This is a genomic window from Pseudocitrobacter cyperus, from assembly GCF_039889165.1.
Classification (GTDB): domain Bacteria; phylum Pseudomonadota; class Gammaproteobacteria; order Enterobacterales; family Enterobacteriaceae; genus Pseudocitrobacter; species Pseudocitrobacter cyperus.
This window is the reverse complement of sequence record NZ_JAYMYY010000003.1, coordinates 62,760-80,343: the sequence shown is the minus strand read 5'-3', so window position 1 is coordinate 80,343 and position 17,584 is coordinate 62,760. Positions and strand designations below refer to the sequence as shown.

The following is a 17,584-nucleotide window of genomic DNA, read 5'->3' as shown; positions in this document are numbered from 1 at the left end:
CCTCATAACCCTGCTTTCAAACTTGCTTCGATAAATTGATCCAGACTGCCGTCCAGCACCGCCTGCGTGTTACGGGTTTCTACACCAGTACGCAAATCTTTGATGCGGGAGTCGTCCAGGACATAAGAACGAATCTGGCTACCCCAGCCGATATCAGACTTATTGTCTTCCATCGCCTGTTTTTCAGCGTTCTTCTTCTGCATTTCCAGCTCATAAAGCTTCGCTTTCATCTGCTTCATGGCCTGGTCTTTGTTTTTGTGCTGAGAACGGTCGTTCTGGCACTGCGTTACCGTGTTGGTCGGAATGTGGGTAATACGTACCGCAGATTCTGTACGGTTAACGTGCTGACCACCCGCCCCGGATGCGCGATACACATCGATACGCAGGTCAGCCGGGTTGATTTCGATATCGATATCGTCATCGACTTCCGGGTAGACAAACGCGGAGCTAAAGGAGGTGTGGCGACGGCCGCCGGAATCGAACGGGCTCTTACGCACCAGGCGGTGAACGCCGGTTTCAGTACGTAACCAGCCATACGCGTAATCGCCGGAAATCTTAATGGTAACGGACTTGATACCCGCGACTTCACCTTCAGATTCTTCAATAATTTCGGTTTTGAAGCCGCGCGCTTCCGCCCAACGCAGATACATACGTTCCAGCATGCTGGCCCAGTCCTGCGCTTCGGTACCACCGGAGCCAGCCTGGATGTCGAGATAGCAGTCGGCGTTGTCGTACTCACCGGAGAACATGCGGCGGAACTCAAGCTGCGCCAGTTTTTCTTCCAGGGTGTCGAGTTCAGCGACGGCTTCGTTGAAGGTTTCTTCGTCGTCCGCTTCCACAGCCAGCTCCAGCAGGCCGGAAACATCTTCCAGCCCCTGCGACATCTGGTCGAGGGTTTCAACAATCGCTTCGAGAGAGGAACGCTCTTTACCTAACGCCTGTGCGCGTTCAGGTTCGTTCCAGACGTCCGGCTGTTCCAGCTCGGCATTTACTTCTTCGAGACGCTCTTTCTTCGCATCATAGTCAAAGATACCCCCTAAGAACGTCAGAGCGCTCCGTGAGGTCCTGAATGCGGTTATTTACCGGGTTAATTTCAAACATGATCTGTTTTCTTTTAATGGACGAGTCAAAATTCAGTTATAAGGGCGAGATTTTACCGGATCTGCGCCCTTATTTATAGCGATTACTGGCGCTAAATTGGCCAGATATTGTCGATGATTAACTGCAAACTGCGGTTTCCGCGAAACTCATTGATGTCGAGCTTGTAGGCAAGCTTCACCTCGCGCACGCCGTTATCCGGCCAGCAGGTCGTATCAACGTTGAACGCGATACCATCCAGCAGCGGGCCGCCACCTACGGGTTCTACCATCACTTTCAGATGGCGTTCGCCGACAATGCGCTGTTGCAGCAGGCGAAAATCCCCATCAAACAATGGCTCCGGGAACATCTGCCCCCACGGCCCGGCTTCGCGCAGCATCTGCGCCACTTCCAGCGTCATTTCCGGCGCGGAAAGTTCGCCATCCGAAAGAATTTCACCCTGCAACAGCGCCGGATCGAGCCATTCCGTCACCAGTTCGCCAAAGCGCTGCTGGAACTCATCAAACTTCGCTTCTTCCAGCGATAAACCGGCCGCCATCGCGTGGCCACCGAACTTCATCATCAGGCCAGGATAGAGTGTATCCAGGCGCTCCAGCGCATCGCGCATATGCAGCCCCTGAATCGAACGGCCAGAACCTTTCAGCATGCCGTCGCCAGCAGGCGCAAAGGCGATTACCGGGCGGTGGAAACGCTCTTTAATACGCGAGGCCAGAATGCCGACCACGCCCTGATGCCACTCAGGATGATACATCGCCAACCCGCCGGGCAGTGTGTCACTACTGCGCTCAAGCTTTTCGCACAGGGTCAGCGCTTCCGCCTGCATGCCCTGCTCAATCTCTTTGCGCGTCTGGTTGAGCGCATCGAGTTCATTCGCCAGCATGCGGGCTTCACCGAGATTATCACTCAGCAGTAATGCCACGCCGACCGACATATCGTCCAGTCGCCCGGCCGCGTTCAGACGTGGGCCGAGGGCGAAACCGAGATCGCTCGCCACCAGCTTTTGCGGGTCGCGATTAGCTATTTCCAGCAAGGCTTTGATGCCCGGGCGACACACACCCGCGCGAATACGGCTCAGGCCCTGCCAGGTCAGAATGCGGTTATTGGCATCCAGCGGCACCACGTCGGCAACCGTACCCAGCGCCACCAGATCGAGGAACTCGACAATCTTCGGCACCGCGATACCGCGCGATTCAAACCAGCCTTTCGCCTTCAGGTGATTACAGAGCACCAGCATCAGGTAGAACGCCACGCCCACGCCCGCCAGCGATTTCGATGGGAACGGACAATCCACCAGATTTGGGTTCACCATCGCATCGGCATCCGGTAGCGTCTCGCCCGGCAGGTGGTGATCGGTCACCAGCACGCTGATCCCAAGCTGATGCGCGTGATCAACCCCCGCATGGGAGGAGATGCCGTTATCGACCGTCATGATCATCTGCGCACCGCGCGCATGAGCCTGATCAACCACCTCAGGGCTCAGGCCATAACCGTCTTCAAAACGGTTCGGCACCAGATACTCCACATTGTGGCAGCCCATCGCGCGCAGCGACAGTACGCTGAGCGCGGTACTGGTGGCGCCATCGGCGTCAAAATCGCCGACCACCATGATGCGCAGGTTTTTCTCAAACGCATCGTGCAGCATCTCAACGGCTTTTTCGACGCCCGTCAGTGTGCGCCAGTGCAGCATGCCCTTCAGGCCGCGCTCTAAATCGTCCGCCGTTTTCACACCGCGACTGGCGTATAAACGACGCAACAGCGGCGGTAGGTCAGCCGGCAGCGAATCTGAATCAACCGCCTCGCGGCGGCAAAGTTGAATCTTAGGTTTCACGCGAATTATTTACCGCTGGTCTGTTTTTTATGTTCGTCGAGGAACGCTTTCATCTCTTTCGGCCCCTGATAACCCGGCACAACGTAGCCATCGTTCAGGACAATCGCCGGTGTGCCGCTCACGCCAAACTGCACGCCCAGGGCGTAGTGGTCAGCGATATTAATATCGCAGCTTGCCGGTTGCACACCCTTCCCGGTCATGGCGTCATCGAAGGCTTTGTTGCGATCTTTGGCGCACCAAATCGCTTTCATATCCTGTTCAGCCTGGCTTTGAATGCCCTGACGCGGGAAAGCGAGATAGCGCACAGTAATACCCAGCGCGTTGTAGTCGCTCATCTCTTCATGCAGCTTGTGGCAGTAGCCGCAGGTAATGTCAGTGAAGACGGTAATCACGTGCTGCTCTTTCGGCGCTTTGTAGACAATCATCTCTTTTTCCAGGGCGTTGAGATGCGTCATCAGCAGTTGATTGGTCACGTTGACCGGCTGCGCGCCGCTCACGTCATACATCGGCCCCTGGATAATGTGTTTACCATCTTCGGTGACGTAGAGTACGCCGCTGTTGGTCAGCACGGTTTTCATGCCTGCGATCGGTGCCGACTGGATATCCGTGCTCTGTACGCCCAGTTTAGCCAGCGACTGTTTAATCGCTGCATCATCCGCATGGGTGACCGTGGAAAAAGCCGCCGCCAGCAGGGTGAACATCACTAAACCTTTTTTCATAAAATCGTCCTTTATAGTCAGCATCATGCCCGTGGATGGTGCTGTTGATGAAGTTGTCGCAGTCGCTCAGTCGCCACGTGCGTATAAATTTGCGTTGTCGATAAATCACTATGGCCTAATAACATCTGCACCACGCGTAAATCTGCACCGTGGTTAAGCAAATGGGTAGCAAACGCGTGGCGCAATACGTGCGGAGAGAGCTTTTCGCTGTCGATACCCGCCAGTTGAGCATAGTGTTTAATGCGGTGCCAGAACGTCTGGCGCGTCATTTGCTGGGCGCGCTGGCTGGGGAACAGGACATCAATAGAGACTCCGTTTAATAGCCACGGGCGACCATGTTCCAGATACGTTTCCACCCAATATACCGCTTCTTCCCCCAGGGGAACGAGGCGTTCTTTGTTACCTTTACCGATGACGCGCACCACGCCCTGACGCAGGCTGATGTCACTCATCGTCAACCCGACAAGTTCGGAGACGCGAAGACCAGTGGCATAAAGCACCTCCAGCATCGCTTTATCGCGCAGTTCCAGCGGAATATCGGTCACCGGCGACTGCAGCAGTCGGTCAACCTGCGCTTCACTCAAATCCTTCGGCAAGCGCTGCGGCAGCTTTGGCGATGCCAGCAGCGCGCTGGGGTCATCAGCGCGCACTTTCTCGCGATAAAGATGCTGAAAAAACCGACGCATCGCGCTCAACAAACGTGCTGAACTGGTGGCTTTATACCCGCCCTGCTGGCGTTCCGCGAGCAGATTCTGCAAATCATCATGCTGGACGGTATCAAGCGTCAGGCCTCGATGAGCCAGCCATTCAACCACCATAGTGAGATCGCGACGATAGGCGCTCAGCGTATTTTCGGCAAGATTCCGCTCCAGCCACAGCGCATCGAGAAATTGTTCGATTCGTGCGAGATCCTGTTCCACGTTCGCCCCTTTGCCTGTTTCATCGGCACCATTATGCATGATTCTATGTGTGTTCTGGTACACTGACGGCATAGTCACTGTAAGAATCGAGACCATTTACGTTATGAACATCGGCCTTTTTTATGGTTCCAGTACCTGCTACACCGAAATGGCAGCGGAGAAAATTCGCGACATCATCGGCCCGGAACTGGTGACGCTGCACAATGTGAAAGATGACGCTCCGGCGCTTATGGAGCAGTACGATGTGCTGATTCTCGGCATCCCAACCTGGGATTTTGGTGAGATTCAGGAAGATTGGGAAGCTGTCTGGGAACAACTGGATACGCTGAACCTGGAAGGTAAAATTGTCGCGCTCTATGGCATGGGCGATCAGCTAGGTTACGGCGAATGGTTCCTGGACGCGCTCGGTATGCTGCACGATAAACTGGCGACCAAAGGCGTGAAGTTTGTCGGCTACTGGCCGACTGAAGGGTACGAATTTACCAGCCCGAAACCGGTTATTGCCGATGGTCAGTTGTTTGTTGGCCTCGCGCTGGACGAGACCAACCAGTATGATCTGAGCGATGAACGTATTCAGAACTGGTGCGAACAGATTCTTGGCGAAATGGCCGAACAGTTCTCTTAATGCTTACTCGGCGCGGGCTGCTGCGTCATAATACGTCGCAGGTCACGCCACTCATCGGCATCCATGCTGTCGGCAGCAATCCATAAATGCTGCCGACGACGGCTGGTCAGCCGGCGTAAACGCAGCATCATACCGGTGTTAAGCACCCACGGATGCCCGAGAATTTCCCACTCCTGATCGCGCCAGCGAAGGCGGGAGTCCATCAGCAGTTTGATCTCCCCTTGATGGCTGTTAATGCGCCGCTGACTGCGCACGCAGTCAAACACCACCAGCGACAACAACAACAGCCATAACGGGGTGTAACTTAACGGCCAGGGCATCAGCAAAATGAATGCCGCCACCAGGCCGTGGAGCAGTAAAGAGAGCCATTGAGCGCGCCATGAGACGCGTAAATCAGATTGCCACAGGACCACGTTCCCGATTCCGAGTCTGAATTAAATGCACCATACGCTGAAGATCAGCGTCCGCTGGCTTACCGTGATTCATCAGCCAGTTAAATAAATCCGGATCGTCGCATTCCAGCAGACGAACAAAAATAGCTTTATCACCGTCGCTGAGAGAATCGTACTCGTGTTCGAAAAACGGCATGATGGAGATATCGAGTTCGCGCATACCACGGCGGCATGCCCAGTGGATACGGGCCTTATTATTGATGTCCATAATTTCCTTCCAGCATAACGATGTCATTAGTCTAACGTGTTTTTTGGACTTACTTTACAGCAATCTCGTTAATCGCGGGCAACATTCAGAAAACACACGTAAACAAAGTGGTTTTTCATCATACCTGCGTACCTTATCGCAAACCGTTCTTCAGGGCACGAATCGTCTGTTGAAAGGGCTTGCATTGATGACTATCTCTTTTACCATGAGTTATCTACCCGTGCGTTAGCAATTCAGGACATCACTATGGCTTTTACTCCTTTCCCTCCTCGTCAGCCCTCGGCCTCCGCGCGTTTACCGCTGACGCTTATGACTCTCGATGACTGGGCGCTGGCGACCATTACCGGCGCTGACAGTGAAAAGTACCTGCAAGGCCAGGTCACCGCGGATGTCGTGCAACTGGGCGCGAACGAGCATCTGTTGGCCGCCCATTGCGATGCCAAAGGCAAGATGTGGAGCAACCTGCGCATATTTCGCCGCAATGAAGGGTTTGCATGGGTTGAACGCCGCAGCCTGCGCGAAGCGCAACTGACGCAACTGAAGAAGTACGCGGTATTCTCGAAAGTGGCTATTGAACCGAACGATGAGCTGGTACTGCTGGGCGTGGCGGGTTTCCAGTCGCGCGCGGCGCTGGCGAACCTGTTCCCCGGGTTACCTGACGCGGATAAACCGCTGGTGCAGGAAGGCGAAACCTCAATCCTGTGGTTTGCACACCCTGATGAACGCTTCCTGCTGGTGACTGACGAGGCGACCGCTACGCGCGTCACTGAAGCGCTGCGTGGGGAAGCACAACTTAATAACAGCCAGCAGTGGCTGGCGCTGAATATCGAAGCCGGTCTGCCCGTTATTGATGAAGCCAACAGCGGGCAGTTCATCCCGCAGGCGACCAACATTCAGGCGCTGGGCGGCATTAGCTTTAAGAAAGGCTGCTACACCGGGCAGGAGATGGTGGCGCGGGCGAAATTCCGTGGCGCAAACAAACGCGCACTGTGGTCACTGGCAGGAACAGCCAGCCGCGTACCAGAAGCTGGTGAAGACCTGGAGCTGAAAATGGGTGAGAACTGGCGTCGCACCGGCACCGTACTGGCCGCCGTGCAACTGGATGATGGGCGTCTTCTGGTGCAGGCAGTGATGAACAATGATATGGAAGCTGACAGCGTATTCCGCGTGCGTGATGACGCCAATACGTTAAGTATTGAGCCGCTGCCCTATTCACTGGAAGAGTAACGTTGTGAGTGCCGGATGATGGCGGCTTCGCCTTATCCGGCAATACAACTAGGCCTGCCCGACATAAAGATAAATCGCCAGAAAATGGCACACGCTGCCGCCCAACACGAAGCCGTGCCAGATAGCGTGGTTGTAGGGGATTCGTTTGCAGACATAAAAAATCACCCCCAGCGAATATATCACCCCGCCCACGGCGAGCAGAGTTACGCCACCAATCGCCAGCTTAATCGCCAGTTGATACACCACAATCAGCGACAGCCAGCCCATTGTCAGATAAGTCACCAGCGATAACACCTTGAAACGATGCGCAATAGTGAGCTTGAACAGGATCCCCAGCAGCGCCAGGCTCCAGATAACAATCATCAACCCGCGCGCCAGCGGAGAATCCAGCCCCACCAGCAAAAACGGCGTATAGGTTCCGGCAATCAGCAGGTAGATGGCACAGTGGTCAAATTTCTTCAGCCAGATCTTCGCTCGCTGATGCGGGATGGCATGATAGAGCGTCGAGGCGAGGAACAGCAAAATCATGCTGCCGCCATACAGGCTATAACTGGTGATCGCCATCGCGCTGGCATTGGTGTCCACCGCCTGCACCAGCAGCAGAACCAGCCCCACAATACCAAATACAAAACCCACTCCATGGCTGATGCTGTTGGCAACTTCCTCTGCCAACGAATAACCCTGTTTAATGAGCGGTTTCTGGTTCATTACGTACTCCGGGAGAACAACACAATCGGTTCAACGTTCCTAGTGTAACTGAGAATGATTCCAGTGAACACCTGTTAGCTAAAATAAAAAGATGTAAATTTGTAAATCCATATAAATCATTGAATTACATAAATCATTCAACTCACACTTGTTCATCGTTTGAGTGAAGATACCGGAACTCAATAACGTGATACTCGCGCAGGCCGGGGTAAATGTCGGTGATCACCTGACGCAGTTCAGCAAGCGTCATGTTTTCCTGCCGGGCATGCCACTCGGTAAGCGTATCAAGCGTGATACGGGAGGTCGCCAGCACTTCTATCGTGCAGAAGTAGCCATCATCCTCATATCGCCCAACGCGTAAAACATCCCCGACGCTGAAATGAGACTCAGCATCGTCGCGCAGCGTGATGGTTTTACGCCCCGTCAAAATATCGTTCTGAAAACGGCGAAAAAAAGTGATGTCGTTAGGTTGCATGGTATTATCCCTTTAAGGTCTGTGAATTTTAAGAGAATCGCCACCGTGAGCATGTTTACCCACACCGCTATCGCTAGCCTCAATGGTCTTGAGATGTTGGTCTATCACTACGTTATCAAAAACCGTGACAAAGTGATGTACATGACCATTCGCGAACTGGCTGGTGCGGTGGGCGTCTCCACCACTACCGTGATGCGCTTTTGCCGTAAGTTCAACTGCGACGGTTACTCTGAGTTTCGTGTGCGTTTTAAATTGTATCTCGAGCAGAATGAGCCACAACAGGCTAATTCCGGCGCCAGTGAAATTATCAGTTTTTTTAAAAGCGTCAATAACGACGAGTTTGATAAATTACTCGATGCCGCCGTTGATATTATTCTTTCTTCTGAACGTATTATTTTCGTCGGCGCGGGAACATCGGGGGCTCTGGCTAAATATGGTGCGCGTTTCTTCTCTAATATAGGAAAATTCAGCAATCATATTGATGACCCGTATTTTCCGGTGACCAATGACATGGCTAAAAACGCGCTGGCAATCGTGCTTTCGGTTTCCGGTGAAACGGAGGAGATCCTGCGCTTTGCCAGCCAGTTCAGCCTGCACCATTGCAAGGTGATGTCGATAACCAGTCATGAGCATTCACGCCTGGCGAAACTTGCAGATTATAATCTCTCCTGGCACTTCCCACAAACGCGCATCGGCGGAGTTTATGATATTACGACGCAAATCCCGGTTATTTATATTCTCGAATCACTAGGTCGGAAACTGGCGAAGAAATTAGCATAAAAATACAGAGCGTTTTTTTGATGTAACATATACCCTGACGGGTAATTTGTTATATCGTGACATTTACTCTTCCTTTGTTAGACTCACCTTAATTGCATTAACGAGTGAGTAGAGCAACAATGAAAAAAATGACCTTACCAAAAGATTTTTTATGGGGCGGCGCGGTCGCGGCGCATCAGGTTGAAGGCGGCTGGAATAAAGACGGCAAAGGCCCAAGCATCTGCGACGTACTGACCGGCGGCGCGCACGGCGTACCACGTGAAATCACTCAGGAAGTGGTGCCGGGAAAATACTATCCGAATCACGAAGCCATCGACTTTCATGGTCGTTACAAAGAAGACATCAAACTGTTTGCTGAAATGGGCTTCAAATGCTTCCGTACCTCTATCGCCTGGACGCGAATCTTCCCGAAAGGCGACGAAACTCAGCCGAATGAAGAAGGCTTACAATTCTACGACGCCATGTTCGATGAACTGCTGAAATACAACATCGAACCCGTTATCACACTTTCCCACTTTGAAATGCCGCTGCATCTGGTACAGGAATATGGCGGCTGGACTAACCGTAAAGTAGTTGATTTCTTTGTCCGTTTCGCGGAAGTCGTTTTCGAGCGCTACAAGCATAAGGTCAAATACTGGATGACCTTCAACGAAATCAATAATCAGCGTAACTGGCGCGCCCCGCTGTTCGGCTACTGCTGTTCTGGCGTGGTCTATACCGAGCACGACAATCCGGAAGAGACCATGTATCAGGTGCTACACCACCAGTTCGTGGCCAGCGCGCTGGCGGTAAAAGCAGCGCGTCGCATCAACCCGGAAATGAAAGTCGGCTGCATGCTGGCGATGGTGGCGCTCTATCCATTCTCCTGCAAACCAGAAGACGTGATGTTTGCCCAGGAATCGATGCGTGAACGCTATGTCTTCACCGACGTTCAGCTACGCGGCTACTACCCTTCTTACGTCCTGAATGAGTGGGAGCGTCGCGGCTTTGATATCAAAATGGAACAGGGCGACGACGCGATTCTGCGCGAAGGTACCTGTGACTACCTTGGTTTCAGTTACTACATGACCAACGCGGTAAAAGCCGAAGGCGGCAGCGGCGATGCCATCTCCGGCTTCGAGGGCAGCGTACCGAACCCGCATGTGAAAGCATCTGACTGGGGCTGGCAGATTGACCCGGTCGGCCTGCGTTACTCGCTGTGCGAACTGTATGAGCGTTACCAGAAACCGCTGTTTATTGTCGAAAACGGCTTTGGCGCGTATGACAAAGTAGAAGACGATGGCAGCATCAACGATGATTATCGCATCGATTACCTGCGGGCTCACGTCGAAGAGATGATGAAAGCGGTGACCTACGATGGTGTGGATTTAATGGGCTATACGCCGTGGGGCTGCATCGATTGCGTATCGTTCACCACGGGCCAGTACAGCAAGCGTTACGGCTTTATTTACGTGAACAAACACGACGACGGCACCGGAGACATGTCACGCTCACGCAAGAAAAGTTTTGAGTGGTACAAAGCGGTGATTGCCAGCAACGGCGAAACACTTTAAATATGGCCCCCCTCACCCTAACCCTCTCCCACAGGGAGAGGGAACCGATCGCGCCGGGTTACATATCTGCGCAGGTTTTTACCCTCTCCCTGTGGGAGAGGGCAGGGTAAGGGAATAACAAAACACTCACTTCCCGCCCGCCAGCTCAATAAAACTCCCCGTCACATACGACGCTTTATCACTCAACAGCCAGACAATCGCCTGCGCCACTTCTTCCGGCTGGCCACCACGCTGCATGGGTAACGATGATTTCACCCGATCCACGCGCCCCGGCTCACCGCCGTCGGCATGCATTTCGGTATAGATAAATCCGGGCCTCACGCCATTCACCCGTATTCCCTGCGCCGCGACTTCCAGCGCCAGCCCCGTCGTCAGGGTATCGACCGCCCCTTTCGACGCGGCATAATCCACATACTCGCCCGGAGCGCCAAGGCGTGATGCCGCAGAGGAGACATTCACAATGCCTCCGCCCACGCCGCCATACTGGTGCGCCATACGCTTAACCGCTTCGCGACAACACAGGAAGTAACCCGTCACATTGGTTGCCAGTACACGATTGATGCGATCTGCCGTCAGCGCTTCCACGCGGCTTTGCTGAAACAAAATGCCCGCGTTATTCACCAATGCCACCAGCGGCTGGCTGTGTTTGTCGATCGCCTCAAACATTGCCACCACCTGCGACTCATCGCTGATATCGGCACGTAGGGCAAACGCCTCTCCGCCCGCATCGGTTATCTCACGCACCACATCAGCCGCCGCCTGTACATTGTGGTGGTAATTGACGGCGATCTGATATCCCTCCTGCGCGAGCTGTAATGCCGTCGCCCGGCCAATCCCCCGACTTGCGCCAGTTACCAGTGCAATTCCCATAACAGTCTCCCATAAGAAAGGGCGCCGAAGCGCCCTTAAAAGAATAGTCCAATAGCTTACTGATATTCACTCATCGGTACGCAGGAGCAGAACAGATTACGGTCGCCATAGACGTCGTCAAGACGCTTCACGGTCGGCCAGTACTTGTTCTCGACGCCAGCAGGGAAGACCGCCACTTCGCGGCTGTAGCCGTGCTTCCACTCAGACACCAGCTCATTCTGGGTATGCGGCGCGTTGACCAACGGGTTATCTTCTAACGTCCACTCACCCGCTTTCACGCGGTCAATTTCCGCACGGATCGCAAGCATTGCATCAATGAAGCGATCCAGTTCGACTTTGCTTTCGGATTCCGTTGGCTCGACCATCAGCGTCCCCGCCACCGGGAAAGACATGGTTGGCGCGTGGAAACCGTAGTCAATCAGACGCTTGGCAATGTCCAGTTCGCTGATACCTGTCTCTTCTTTCAGCGGACGAATATCAAGAATACATTCGTGCGCTACATGTCCTTCGCGACCGGTATAGAGCACCGGGAAAGCATCTCTCAGACGGCTGGCAATATAGTTGGCATTCAGGATTGCTACCTGGCTTGCCTGCTTCAGCCCTTCCGCGCCCATCATGCGGATGTACATCCAGCTAATTGGCAGAATGGAGGCGCTGCCGAACGGCGCGGCAGAAACCGCGCCCTGACGGGTCAGCATACCTTCAATTTGTACTACGCTGTGACCCGGAACAAACGGTGCCAGATGCGCTTTCACACCAATTGGGCCCATACCCGGGCCGCCGCCGCCGTGCGGGATACAGAAGGTTTTATGCAGGTTAAGGTGCGAGACATCCGCGCCGATAAAGCCCGGCGAGGTGATCCCCACCTGCGCGTTCATGTTCGCGCCATCGAGGTAAACCTGGCCACCAAACTGGTGAACGATCTCACACACTTCGCGGATGGTTTCTTCGTATACGCCGTGGGTAGACGGGTACGTCACCATGATGCAGGAGAGGTTGTCGCCATGCTGCTCGGCTTTCGCGCGCAGATCCGCCAGGTCAATGTTGCCCTGCTTATCACAGGCAACAACGACCACCTGCATCCCCGCCATCTGCGCAGAGGCCGGGTTCGTGCCGTGAGCGGACGCCGGGATCAGGCAAATATCGCGATGCCCTTCATTGCGGCTTTCGTGATAGTGACGAATCGCCAGCAGGCCCGCGTATTCACCCTGCGCACCAGAGTTCGGCTGCATGCAAACCGCATCGTAGCCGGTCAGTTTCACCAGCCAGTCAGAGAGCTGACCGATCATCTGATGATAACCTTCCGCCTGCTCTGCCGGGCAGAACGGGTGCAGTTCGGCAAATTCAGGCCAGGTGATCGGGATCATTTCCGCTGCCGCATTCAGCTTCATGGTGCAGGAACCCAGCGGGATCATTGCCTGGTTCAGCGCCAGATCTTTACGCTCCAGCGAGTGCATATAGCGCATCATCTCGGTTTCGCTGTGATAGCGATTAAATACCGGATGAGTCAGGATCGCGTCATCGCGCAGCATCGCTGCCGGGATCGAACGGCTATCGAGCGCCACGTCTTTATCCAGCGTGTCGATGTTCAGGCCGTGGTTGTCACCGAGGATCACACTGAACAGCTTCAGCACATCGTCACGGGTGGTGGTTTCATCAAGCGTAATGCCCACCGCGTTGTGGATATCGCTGCGCAGGTTGATTTCCGCCGCCTCGGCGCGCGCCAGTACGCTGGCTTTATCCGCGACTTCTACACACAAGGTGTCGAAAAAGTGGGCGAAACGCAGTTTTTGCCCTTTCTGCTGTAAACCTGTCGCCAGGATATCAGCCAGACGGTGAATACGATTGGCAATACGCTTCAGGCCAACCGGGCCGTGGAAGACGGCATACAGGCTGGCAATGTTCGCCAACAGAACCTGAGAAGTACAAATATTAGAGTTCGCTTTCTCGCGACGAATATGCTGTTCACGAGTCTGCATCGCCATGCGCAGCGCGGTATTGCCCGCCGCATCTTTCGATACGCCAATAATACGGCCTGGCATGGAGCGTTTAAATTCATCTTTTGCGGCAAAGAAAGCCGCGTGTGGGCCGCCGTATCCCATCGGAACACCGAAGCGTTGGGCAGAGCCGAAAACAATGTCTGCGCCCTGTTTACCCGGTGCGGTCAGCAGCACCAGCGCCATAAAATCGGCAGCAACGCTTACCACCACTTTGCGGGATTTAAGCTCGGCAATCAGGCTGGTGTAGTCGTGAACTTCACCGGTAGTGCCAACCTGTTGTAACAGCACACCAAAGACATCCTGATGATCCAGCGCTTTGTCGGCATCATCAACAATCACATCAAAACCAAAGGTTTCTGCACGAGTGCGTACCACGTCCAGCGTCTGCGGATGGACGTCTGCTGCCACGAAGAAACGGTTAGCATTCTTCAGTTTGCTTACGCGTTTCGCCATTGCCATCGCTTCAGCCGCGGCAGTGGCTTCGTCCAGCAGAGAAGCGGAGGCGATGTCCAGACCGGTCAGATCCAGCGTTACCTGCTGGAAGTTCAGCAGCGACTCAAGACGCCCCTGCGACACTTCTGGCTGATAAGGTGTGTAGGCGGTGTACCAGCCTGGGTTTTCCAGCATATTGCGCTGGATAACCGGCGGCAACTGTACGCCCGTATAGCCCATGCCAATGTAAGACTTAAAGCGCTTGTTGCGCCCGGCAATCGCTTTCAGTTCCGCCAGCGCGGCGAACTCTGTCGTTGCGTCGCCCACCTGCGGCGGGGTGGCAAGCTGGATATCTTTCGGCACGATTTGAGAAATCAGTGCAGTTAATGAATCCGCGCCAACCGTTTGCAGCATGGCGTGCTGTTGCTGAGCGTCCGGCCCGATGTGACGTTCGATAAAAGCATCACGGTTTTCAAGCTGGCTTAAAGTCTGTGTCATGAGCGATGGTTCCTGAAACATGCGGTGATTTTAGAATGCCCTCTCCCTGAGGGAGAGGGAGAAAAACGGTTACTCGTCTTCTAACAGTGCTGCGTAGGCTGTCGCATCCAGCAGCGCGTCCACTTCCGCCTCATCGCTGGCTTTGATTTTGAAGATCCAACCGCCCGCATACGGTTCGCTGTTAACCAGTTCCGGCGAGTCGCCCAGTTCATCGTTAACGGCGACGATTTCACCGCTGATTGGCGCGTAGATATCTGATGCCGCTTTTACGGATTCCGCTACTGCGCAGTCGTCGCCCGCGGCCACGGTCGCACCGACGTCCGGCAGGTCAACAAACACCATGTCGCCCAGTAATTCCTGCGCGTGTTCGGTGATGCCTACGGTGTAAGAGCCATCGGCTTCTTTACGCAGCCATTCGTGTTCTTTGCTGTATTTCAGTTCTGCTGGTACGTTGCTCATCAAAAAATCTCCAGAAATAGGGGGAATTACGCGACGGCTTTGCCGTTACGCACAAAAACAGGTTTGGTAACTTTTACCGGCATTTCGCGGTTACGAATCTGCACGATTGCCGTCTCGCCAATCCCTTCCGGGACACGGGCCAGCGCAATACTGTGGCCGAGCGTCGGGGAGAATGTGCCGCTGGTGATCACGCCTTCCAGCGCGTTGCCGTGAGCGTCGGTGAAACGTACCGGCAGTTCGCCGCGCAGTACGCCTTTTTCGGTCATCACCAGGCCTACCAGTTGCTCGGTACCTTTTTCACTCTGTATCTCCAGCGCTTCGCGACCGATGAAATTACGGTCAACAGGCTCCCAGGCAATAGTCCAGCCCATATTGGCTGCCAGCGGAGAGATACCCTCGTCCATTTCCTGGCCGTACAAATTCATACCGGCTTCCAGACGCAGCGTATCACGCGCGCCCAGACCACATGGTTTTACACCCGCTTCAACTAAAGCGCGCCAGAAATCGGCGGCTTTCTCGCGCGGCATCGCAATTTCATAACCCGCTTCCCCGGTATAGCCAGTGGTTGCGATAAATAAATCGCCCGCCTGTACGCCGAAGAATGGCTTCATGCCCTCAACGGCGTGACGCTGTTCATCGCTAAACAGGGTTGCGGCTTTTGCTTTGGCATTAGGCCCCTGCACCGCGATCAGCGACAGGTCGTCACGCACGGTGATTTCAATAGCGTAAGGTTCAGCGTGTTGGGTGATCCAGGAGAGGTCTTTTTCGCGGGTAGCGGAGTTTACAACGAGGCGGAAATAATCTTCGGTGAGGTAATAGGCGATAAGGTCGTCAATCACGCCGCCCGAGGCGTTTAGCATGCCGCTGTAAAGCGCTTTGCCGGGGACGGTCAGTTTGGCAACGTCATTTGCCAGCAGATAGCGCAGAAACTCGCGGGTGCGGCTGCCGTGAAGGTCGACGATGGTCATGTGCGACACATCGAACATCCCGGCGTCGGTGCGTACCGCATGGTGCTCATCAATTTGCGAGCCGTAATGCAGCGGCATCATCCAGCCGTGGAAATCCACCATGCGTGCGCCGCACTGCACGTGTTGATCATACAAAGGCGTTTGTTGTGCCATCTTGTCCTCGTTGAGTAAGCAAAGCCAACCACTTTCCATTACAAAAACCCGGCGTCGACACTGCGAACAGGCCCCGACGCAAACGTTCTCTTTTGCCTGAACTTACCACCGAAATCGGCAGTAAACCATAAGCAGGGACGGGTCATCAGATTAGCTTATGGTCAAAATAAGCCAAAAGCTTACAGAGTTATTCGCTACAAAAATGCGAATAAAGCCACATATAATTAACAAACATCGGTGAGCATTTAGCATAAAACCATATTTAGTGCGGAAATCGGGGCGTGATTTTCGTCATGAAAAAAATGCTGAATTAGAAAAACTAATGCGAAAAAAGAGGTGAAATTAGATTTTTTCAAACGAGCGGAAAGATCTCCCGACAGAGCGTCGGGAGAAGAAGTGTGACGGAGTTAACGAAGCCAATCAGGCAGATCGTTAAGCCCCATTGCCTGGCGAATAAGTTGCGGTTTCACACCCGGCAAGGTATCCGCCAGTTTCAGGCCAATATCACGCAGCAGTTTTTTCGCCGGGTTTTCACCTGCGAAGAGTTCGCGGAACCCCTGCATCCCCGCCAGCATCATAGCAGCACTGTGCTTGCGGCTGCGTTCATAGCGGCGCAGATAGAAGTGCTGACCGATATCTTTGCCCTGCGCATGCAGGCGCTTCAGTTCATCAATCAATTCTGCCGCATCCATAAAGCCCAGATTAACGCCCTGCCCTGCCAGCGGGTGGATGGTATGCGCCGCATCGCCCACCAATGCCAGACGGTGCGCGGCGAACTGACGCGCATAACGCCCGGTAAGCGGATAGACCTGCCGTTCACTCTCGAGTGAGCACAGGCCAAGGCGATTATCAAAGGCAATACTGAGCGCTTTGGTAAACTCACGTTCATCCGCCTGCTGCATCCGTTCGGCTTCCTGCGGTGCAAGCGACCAGACAATTGAGCACAGATGCGGGTCAGAAAGCGGCAGGAACGCCAGAATGCCTTCGCCGTGAAAGGCCTGGCGAGCGATGGCATCATGCGGCTCACTGGTGCGAATGGTCGCCACCAGCGCATGATGCTTGTAATCCCAGAAGGTTAACGGAATATCCGCTTTTGTACGCAGCCAGGAGTTTGCGCCATCCGCGCCAACCACCAGACGCGCCGTCAGCATCGAGCCATCCTTGAGGGTCAGGAATGCGTCATTCTCGCCCCAGGCGACCTGCTGAAGCTCAGCGGGTGCCATCAGGGTAATGTCCTGACAACGTTGCGCTTTTTCCCATAACGCCTCGTGGATGACCGCATTCTCGATAATGTGTCCCAGATGGCCGTAGCCCAGGCTCTTGTCGTCAAAAGCGATGCGGCCAAAGCTGTCTTTATCCCACACTTCCATACCGTGGTAGCGGCTGGCGCGATGAGCCACAATAGAAGACCAGACATCCAGTCTGGTGAGTAATTTTTCGCTGCCGGCATTAATGGCTGATACGCGAAGCGCTGGCGGCGCATCTGCCGGAAGCCTCTGCGGCCGGGCCTGTTCCAGCACCGCCACGCGCAGCCCGCTGCCCTGTAAACCACAGGCAACCGCCAGCCCCACCATTCCACCGCCGACAATAGCGACATCTACACTCTGCACT

General features: G+C 54.3%; 17 protein-coding genes. 4 read left to right on the top strand and 13 right to left on the bottom strand.

The features are described from left to right. Positions 1 to 2 precede the first annotated feature (2 nt). From prfB to xerD, 4 genes are all read right to left on the bottom strand, one after another. Positions 3 to 1,101, bottom strand: a protein-coding gene (prfB, locus tag VSR74_RS11985; protein WP_347794946.1) for a peptide chain release factor 2 whose coding sequence is annotated in 2 segments (ribosomal slippage) — positions 3 to 1,025 and positions 1,027 to 1,101 — 1,098 coding nt in all. Because the reading frame shifts where the segments join, the coding sequence is not laid out codon by codon here. A 91-nt stretch (positions 1,102 to 1,192) separates the two neighbouring features. Then, positions 1,193 to 2,926 carry a single-stranded-DNA-specific exonuclease RecJ gene (gene recJ / locus VSR74_RS11980; RefSeq protein ID WP_347794945.1) on the bottom strand — a complete coding sequence of 578 codons (1,734 nt, stop codon included), beginning with the start codon at positions 2,924 to 2,926 and terminating at the stop codon, positions 1,193 to 1,195. A 5-nt stretch (positions 2,927 to 2,931) separates the two neighbouring features. Further along, positions 2,932 to 3,645 (bottom strand): bifunctional protein-disulfide isomerase/oxidoreductase DsbC, encoded by a 714-nt coding sequence (gene dsbC, locus VSR74_RS11975; protein ID WP_347794944.1) that lies wholly within the window; start codon positions 3,643 to 3,645, stop codon positions 2,932 to 2,934. 23 nt (positions 3,646 to 3,668) lie between these two features. Next, positions 3,669 to 4,565: a site-specific tyrosine recombinase XerD gene (gene xerD / locus VSR74_RS11970; RefSeq protein WP_149463303.1), complete on the bottom strand. Its 897-nt coding sequence runs from the start codon at positions 4,563 to 4,565 to the stop codon at positions 3,669 to 3,671. 103 nt (positions 4,566 to 4,668) lie between these two features. Here xerD and fldB point away from each other — a divergent pair, with 103 nt between their 5' ends. Next, positions 4,669 to 5,190, top strand: a complete 522-nt coding sequence (gene fldB / locus VSR74_RS11965; RefSeq protein WP_347795242.1) for a flavodoxin FldB — start codon at positions 4,669 to 4,671, stop codon at positions 5,188 to 5,190. Here the strand turns inward: fldB and VSR74_RS11960 are convergent. Then, positions 5,187 to 5,603: a protein YgfX gene (locus VSR74_RS11960; RefSeq protein WP_347794943.1), complete on the bottom strand. Its 417-nt coding sequence runs from the start codon at positions 5,601 to 5,603 to the stop codon at positions 5,187 to 5,189. The genes fldB and VSR74_RS11960 overlap by 4 nt on opposite strands. After that, positions 5,584 to 5,850 carry an FAD assembly factor SdhE gene (gene sdhE, locus VSR74_RS11955; protein WP_347794942.1) on the bottom strand — a complete coding sequence of 89 codons (267 nt, stop codon included), beginning with the start codon at positions 5,848 to 5,850 and terminating at the stop codon, positions 5,584 to 5,586. Before sdhE ends, VSR74_RS11960 begins: the two co-directional genes overlap by 20 nt. A 246-nt stretch (positions 5,851 to 6,096) precedes the next feature. Here sdhE and ygfZ point away from each other — a divergent pair, with 246 nt between their 5' ends. Continuing rightward, positions 6,097 to 7,077: a tRNA-modifying protein YgfZ gene (ygfZ, locus tag VSR74_RS11950; RefSeq protein ID WP_347794941.1), complete on the top strand. Its 981-nt coding sequence runs from the start codon at positions 6,097 to 6,099 to the stop codon at positions 7,075 to 7,077. Positions 7,078 to 7,125: 48 nt separating this feature from the next. On the opposite strand, the gene trhA is transcribed toward ygfZ, so the two are convergent. After that, a complete protein-coding gene (gene trhA / locus VSR74_RS11945; protein WP_347794940.1) occupies positions 7,126 to 7,785 on the bottom strand; it encodes a PAQR family membrane homeostasis protein TrhA in 660 nt (219 codons plus the stop codon). A 142-nt stretch (positions 7,786 to 7,927) separates the two neighbouring features. Then, positions 7,928 to 8,260 carry a N(4)-acetylcytidine aminohydrolase gene (gene yqfB, locus VSR74_RS11940; RefSeq protein WP_347794939.1) on the bottom strand — a complete coding sequence of 111 codons (333 nt, stop codon included), beginning with the start codon at positions 8,258 to 8,260 and terminating at the stop codon, positions 7,928 to 7,930. Between the two features lie 51 nt (positions 8,261 to 8,311). Here yqfB and VSR74_RS11935 point away from each other — a divergent pair, with 51 nt between their 5' ends. Both VSR74_RS11935 and VSR74_RS11930 read left to right on the top strand, forming a co-directional pair. Next, positions 8,312 to 9,040, top strand: a complete 729-nt coding sequence (locus VSR74_RS11935) for a MurR/RpiR family transcriptional regulator (protein ID WP_347795241.1) — start codon at positions 8,312 to 8,314, stop codon at positions 9,038 to 9,040. 119 nt (positions 9,041 to 9,159) lie between these two features. After that, complete coding sequence (locus tag VSR74_RS11930) at positions 9,160 to 10,593, top strand: 6-phospho-beta-glucosidase (protein WP_347794938.1); 1,434 nt, start codon at positions 9,160 to 9,162, stop codon at positions 10,591 to 10,593. Positions 10,594 to 10,719: 126 nt separating this feature from the next. Here the strand turns inward: VSR74_RS11930 and VSR74_RS11925 are convergent, their stop codons facing one another. The 5 genes from VSR74_RS11925 to ubiI form a co-directional block, all read right to left on the bottom strand. Further along, a complete protein-coding gene (locus VSR74_RS11925) occupies positions 10,720 to 11,463 on the bottom strand; it encodes an SDR family oxidoreductase (RefSeq protein WP_347794937.1) in 744 nt (247 codons plus the stop codon). Between the two features lie 56 nt (positions 11,464 to 11,519). Further along, positions 11,520 to 14,393, bottom strand: coding sequence for an aminomethyl-transferring glycine dehydrogenase (gene gcvP / locus VSR74_RS11920; RefSeq protein ID WP_347794936.1), 2,874 nt, complete (start codon positions 14,391 to 14,393; stop codon positions 11,520 to 11,522). A 69-nt stretch (positions 14,394 to 14,462) separates the two neighbouring features. After that, a complete protein-coding gene (gcvH, locus tag VSR74_RS11915) occupies positions 14,463 to 14,852 on the bottom strand; it encodes a glycine cleavage system protein GcvH (RefSeq protein WP_347794935.1) in 390 nt (129 codons plus the stop codon). A gap of 26 nt (positions 14,853 to 14,878) precedes the next feature. Further along, positions 14,879 to 15,973, bottom strand: a complete 1,095-nt coding sequence (gene gcvT / locus VSR74_RS11910) for a glycine cleavage system aminomethyltransferase GcvT (RefSeq protein ID WP_347794934.1) — start codon at positions 15,971 to 15,973, stop codon at positions 14,879 to 14,881. 407 nt (positions 15,974 to 16,380) lie between these two features. After that, entirely contained in the window at positions 16,381 to 17,583 is a 1,203-nt protein-coding gene (gene ubiI / locus VSR74_RS11905) for an FAD-dependent 2-octaprenylphenol hydroxylase (RefSeq protein ID WP_347794933.1), read from the bottom strand. Position 17,584: the final 1 nt, after the last annotated feature.

What these genes read in the sequence shown, in the direction of transcription:
- gcvP (WP_347794936.1), bottom strand. Translation starts at nt 14,393, where the DNA reads ATGACACAGACTTTAAGCCAGCTTGAAAACCGTGATGCTTTTATCGAA.
- dsbC (WP_347794944.1), bottom strand. Translation starts at nt 3,645, where the DNA reads ATGAAAAAAGGTTTAGTGATGTTCACCCTGCTGGCGGCGGCTTTTTCC.
- gcvT (WP_347794934.1), bottom strand. Translation starts at nt 15,973, where the DNA reads ATGGCACAACAAACGCCTTTGTATGATCAACACGTGCAGTGCGGCGCA.
- fldB (WP_347795242.1), top strand. Translation starts at nt 4,669, where the DNA reads ATGAACATCGGCCTTTTTTATGGTTCCAGTACCTGCTACACCGAAATG.
- yqfB (WP_347794939.1), bottom strand. Translation starts at nt 8,260, where the DNA reads ATGCAACCTAACGACATCACTTTTTTTCGCCGTTTTCAGAACGATATT.
- VSR74_RS11930 (WP_347794938.1), top strand. Translation starts at nt 9,160, where the DNA reads ATGAAAAAAATGACCTTACCAAAAGATTTTTTATGGGGCGGCGCGGTC.
- VSR74_RS11935 (WP_347795241.1), top strand. Translation starts at nt 8,312, where the DNA reads ATGTTTACCCACACCGCTATCGCTAGCCTCAATGGTCTTGAGATGTTG.
- ygfZ (WP_347794941.1), top strand. Translation starts at nt 6,097, where the DNA reads ATGGCTTTTACTCCTTTCCCTCCTCGTCAGCCCTCGGCCTCCGCGCGT.
- VSR74_RS11925 (WP_347794937.1), bottom strand. Translation starts at nt 11,463, where the DNA reads ATGGGAATTGCACTGGTAACTGGCGCAAGTCGGGGGATTGGCCGGGCG.
- gcvH (WP_347794935.1), bottom strand. Translation starts at nt 14,852, where the DNA reads ATGAGCAACGTACCAGCAGAACTGAAATACAGCAAAGAACACGAATGG.
- sdhE (WP_347794942.1), bottom strand. Translation starts at nt 5,850, where the DNA reads ATGGACATCAATAATAAGGCCCGTATCCACTGGGCATGCCGCCGTGGT.
- trhA (WP_347794940.1), bottom strand. Translation starts at nt 7,785, where the DNA reads ATGAACCAGAAACCGCTCATTAAACAGGGTTATTCGTTGGCAGAGGAA.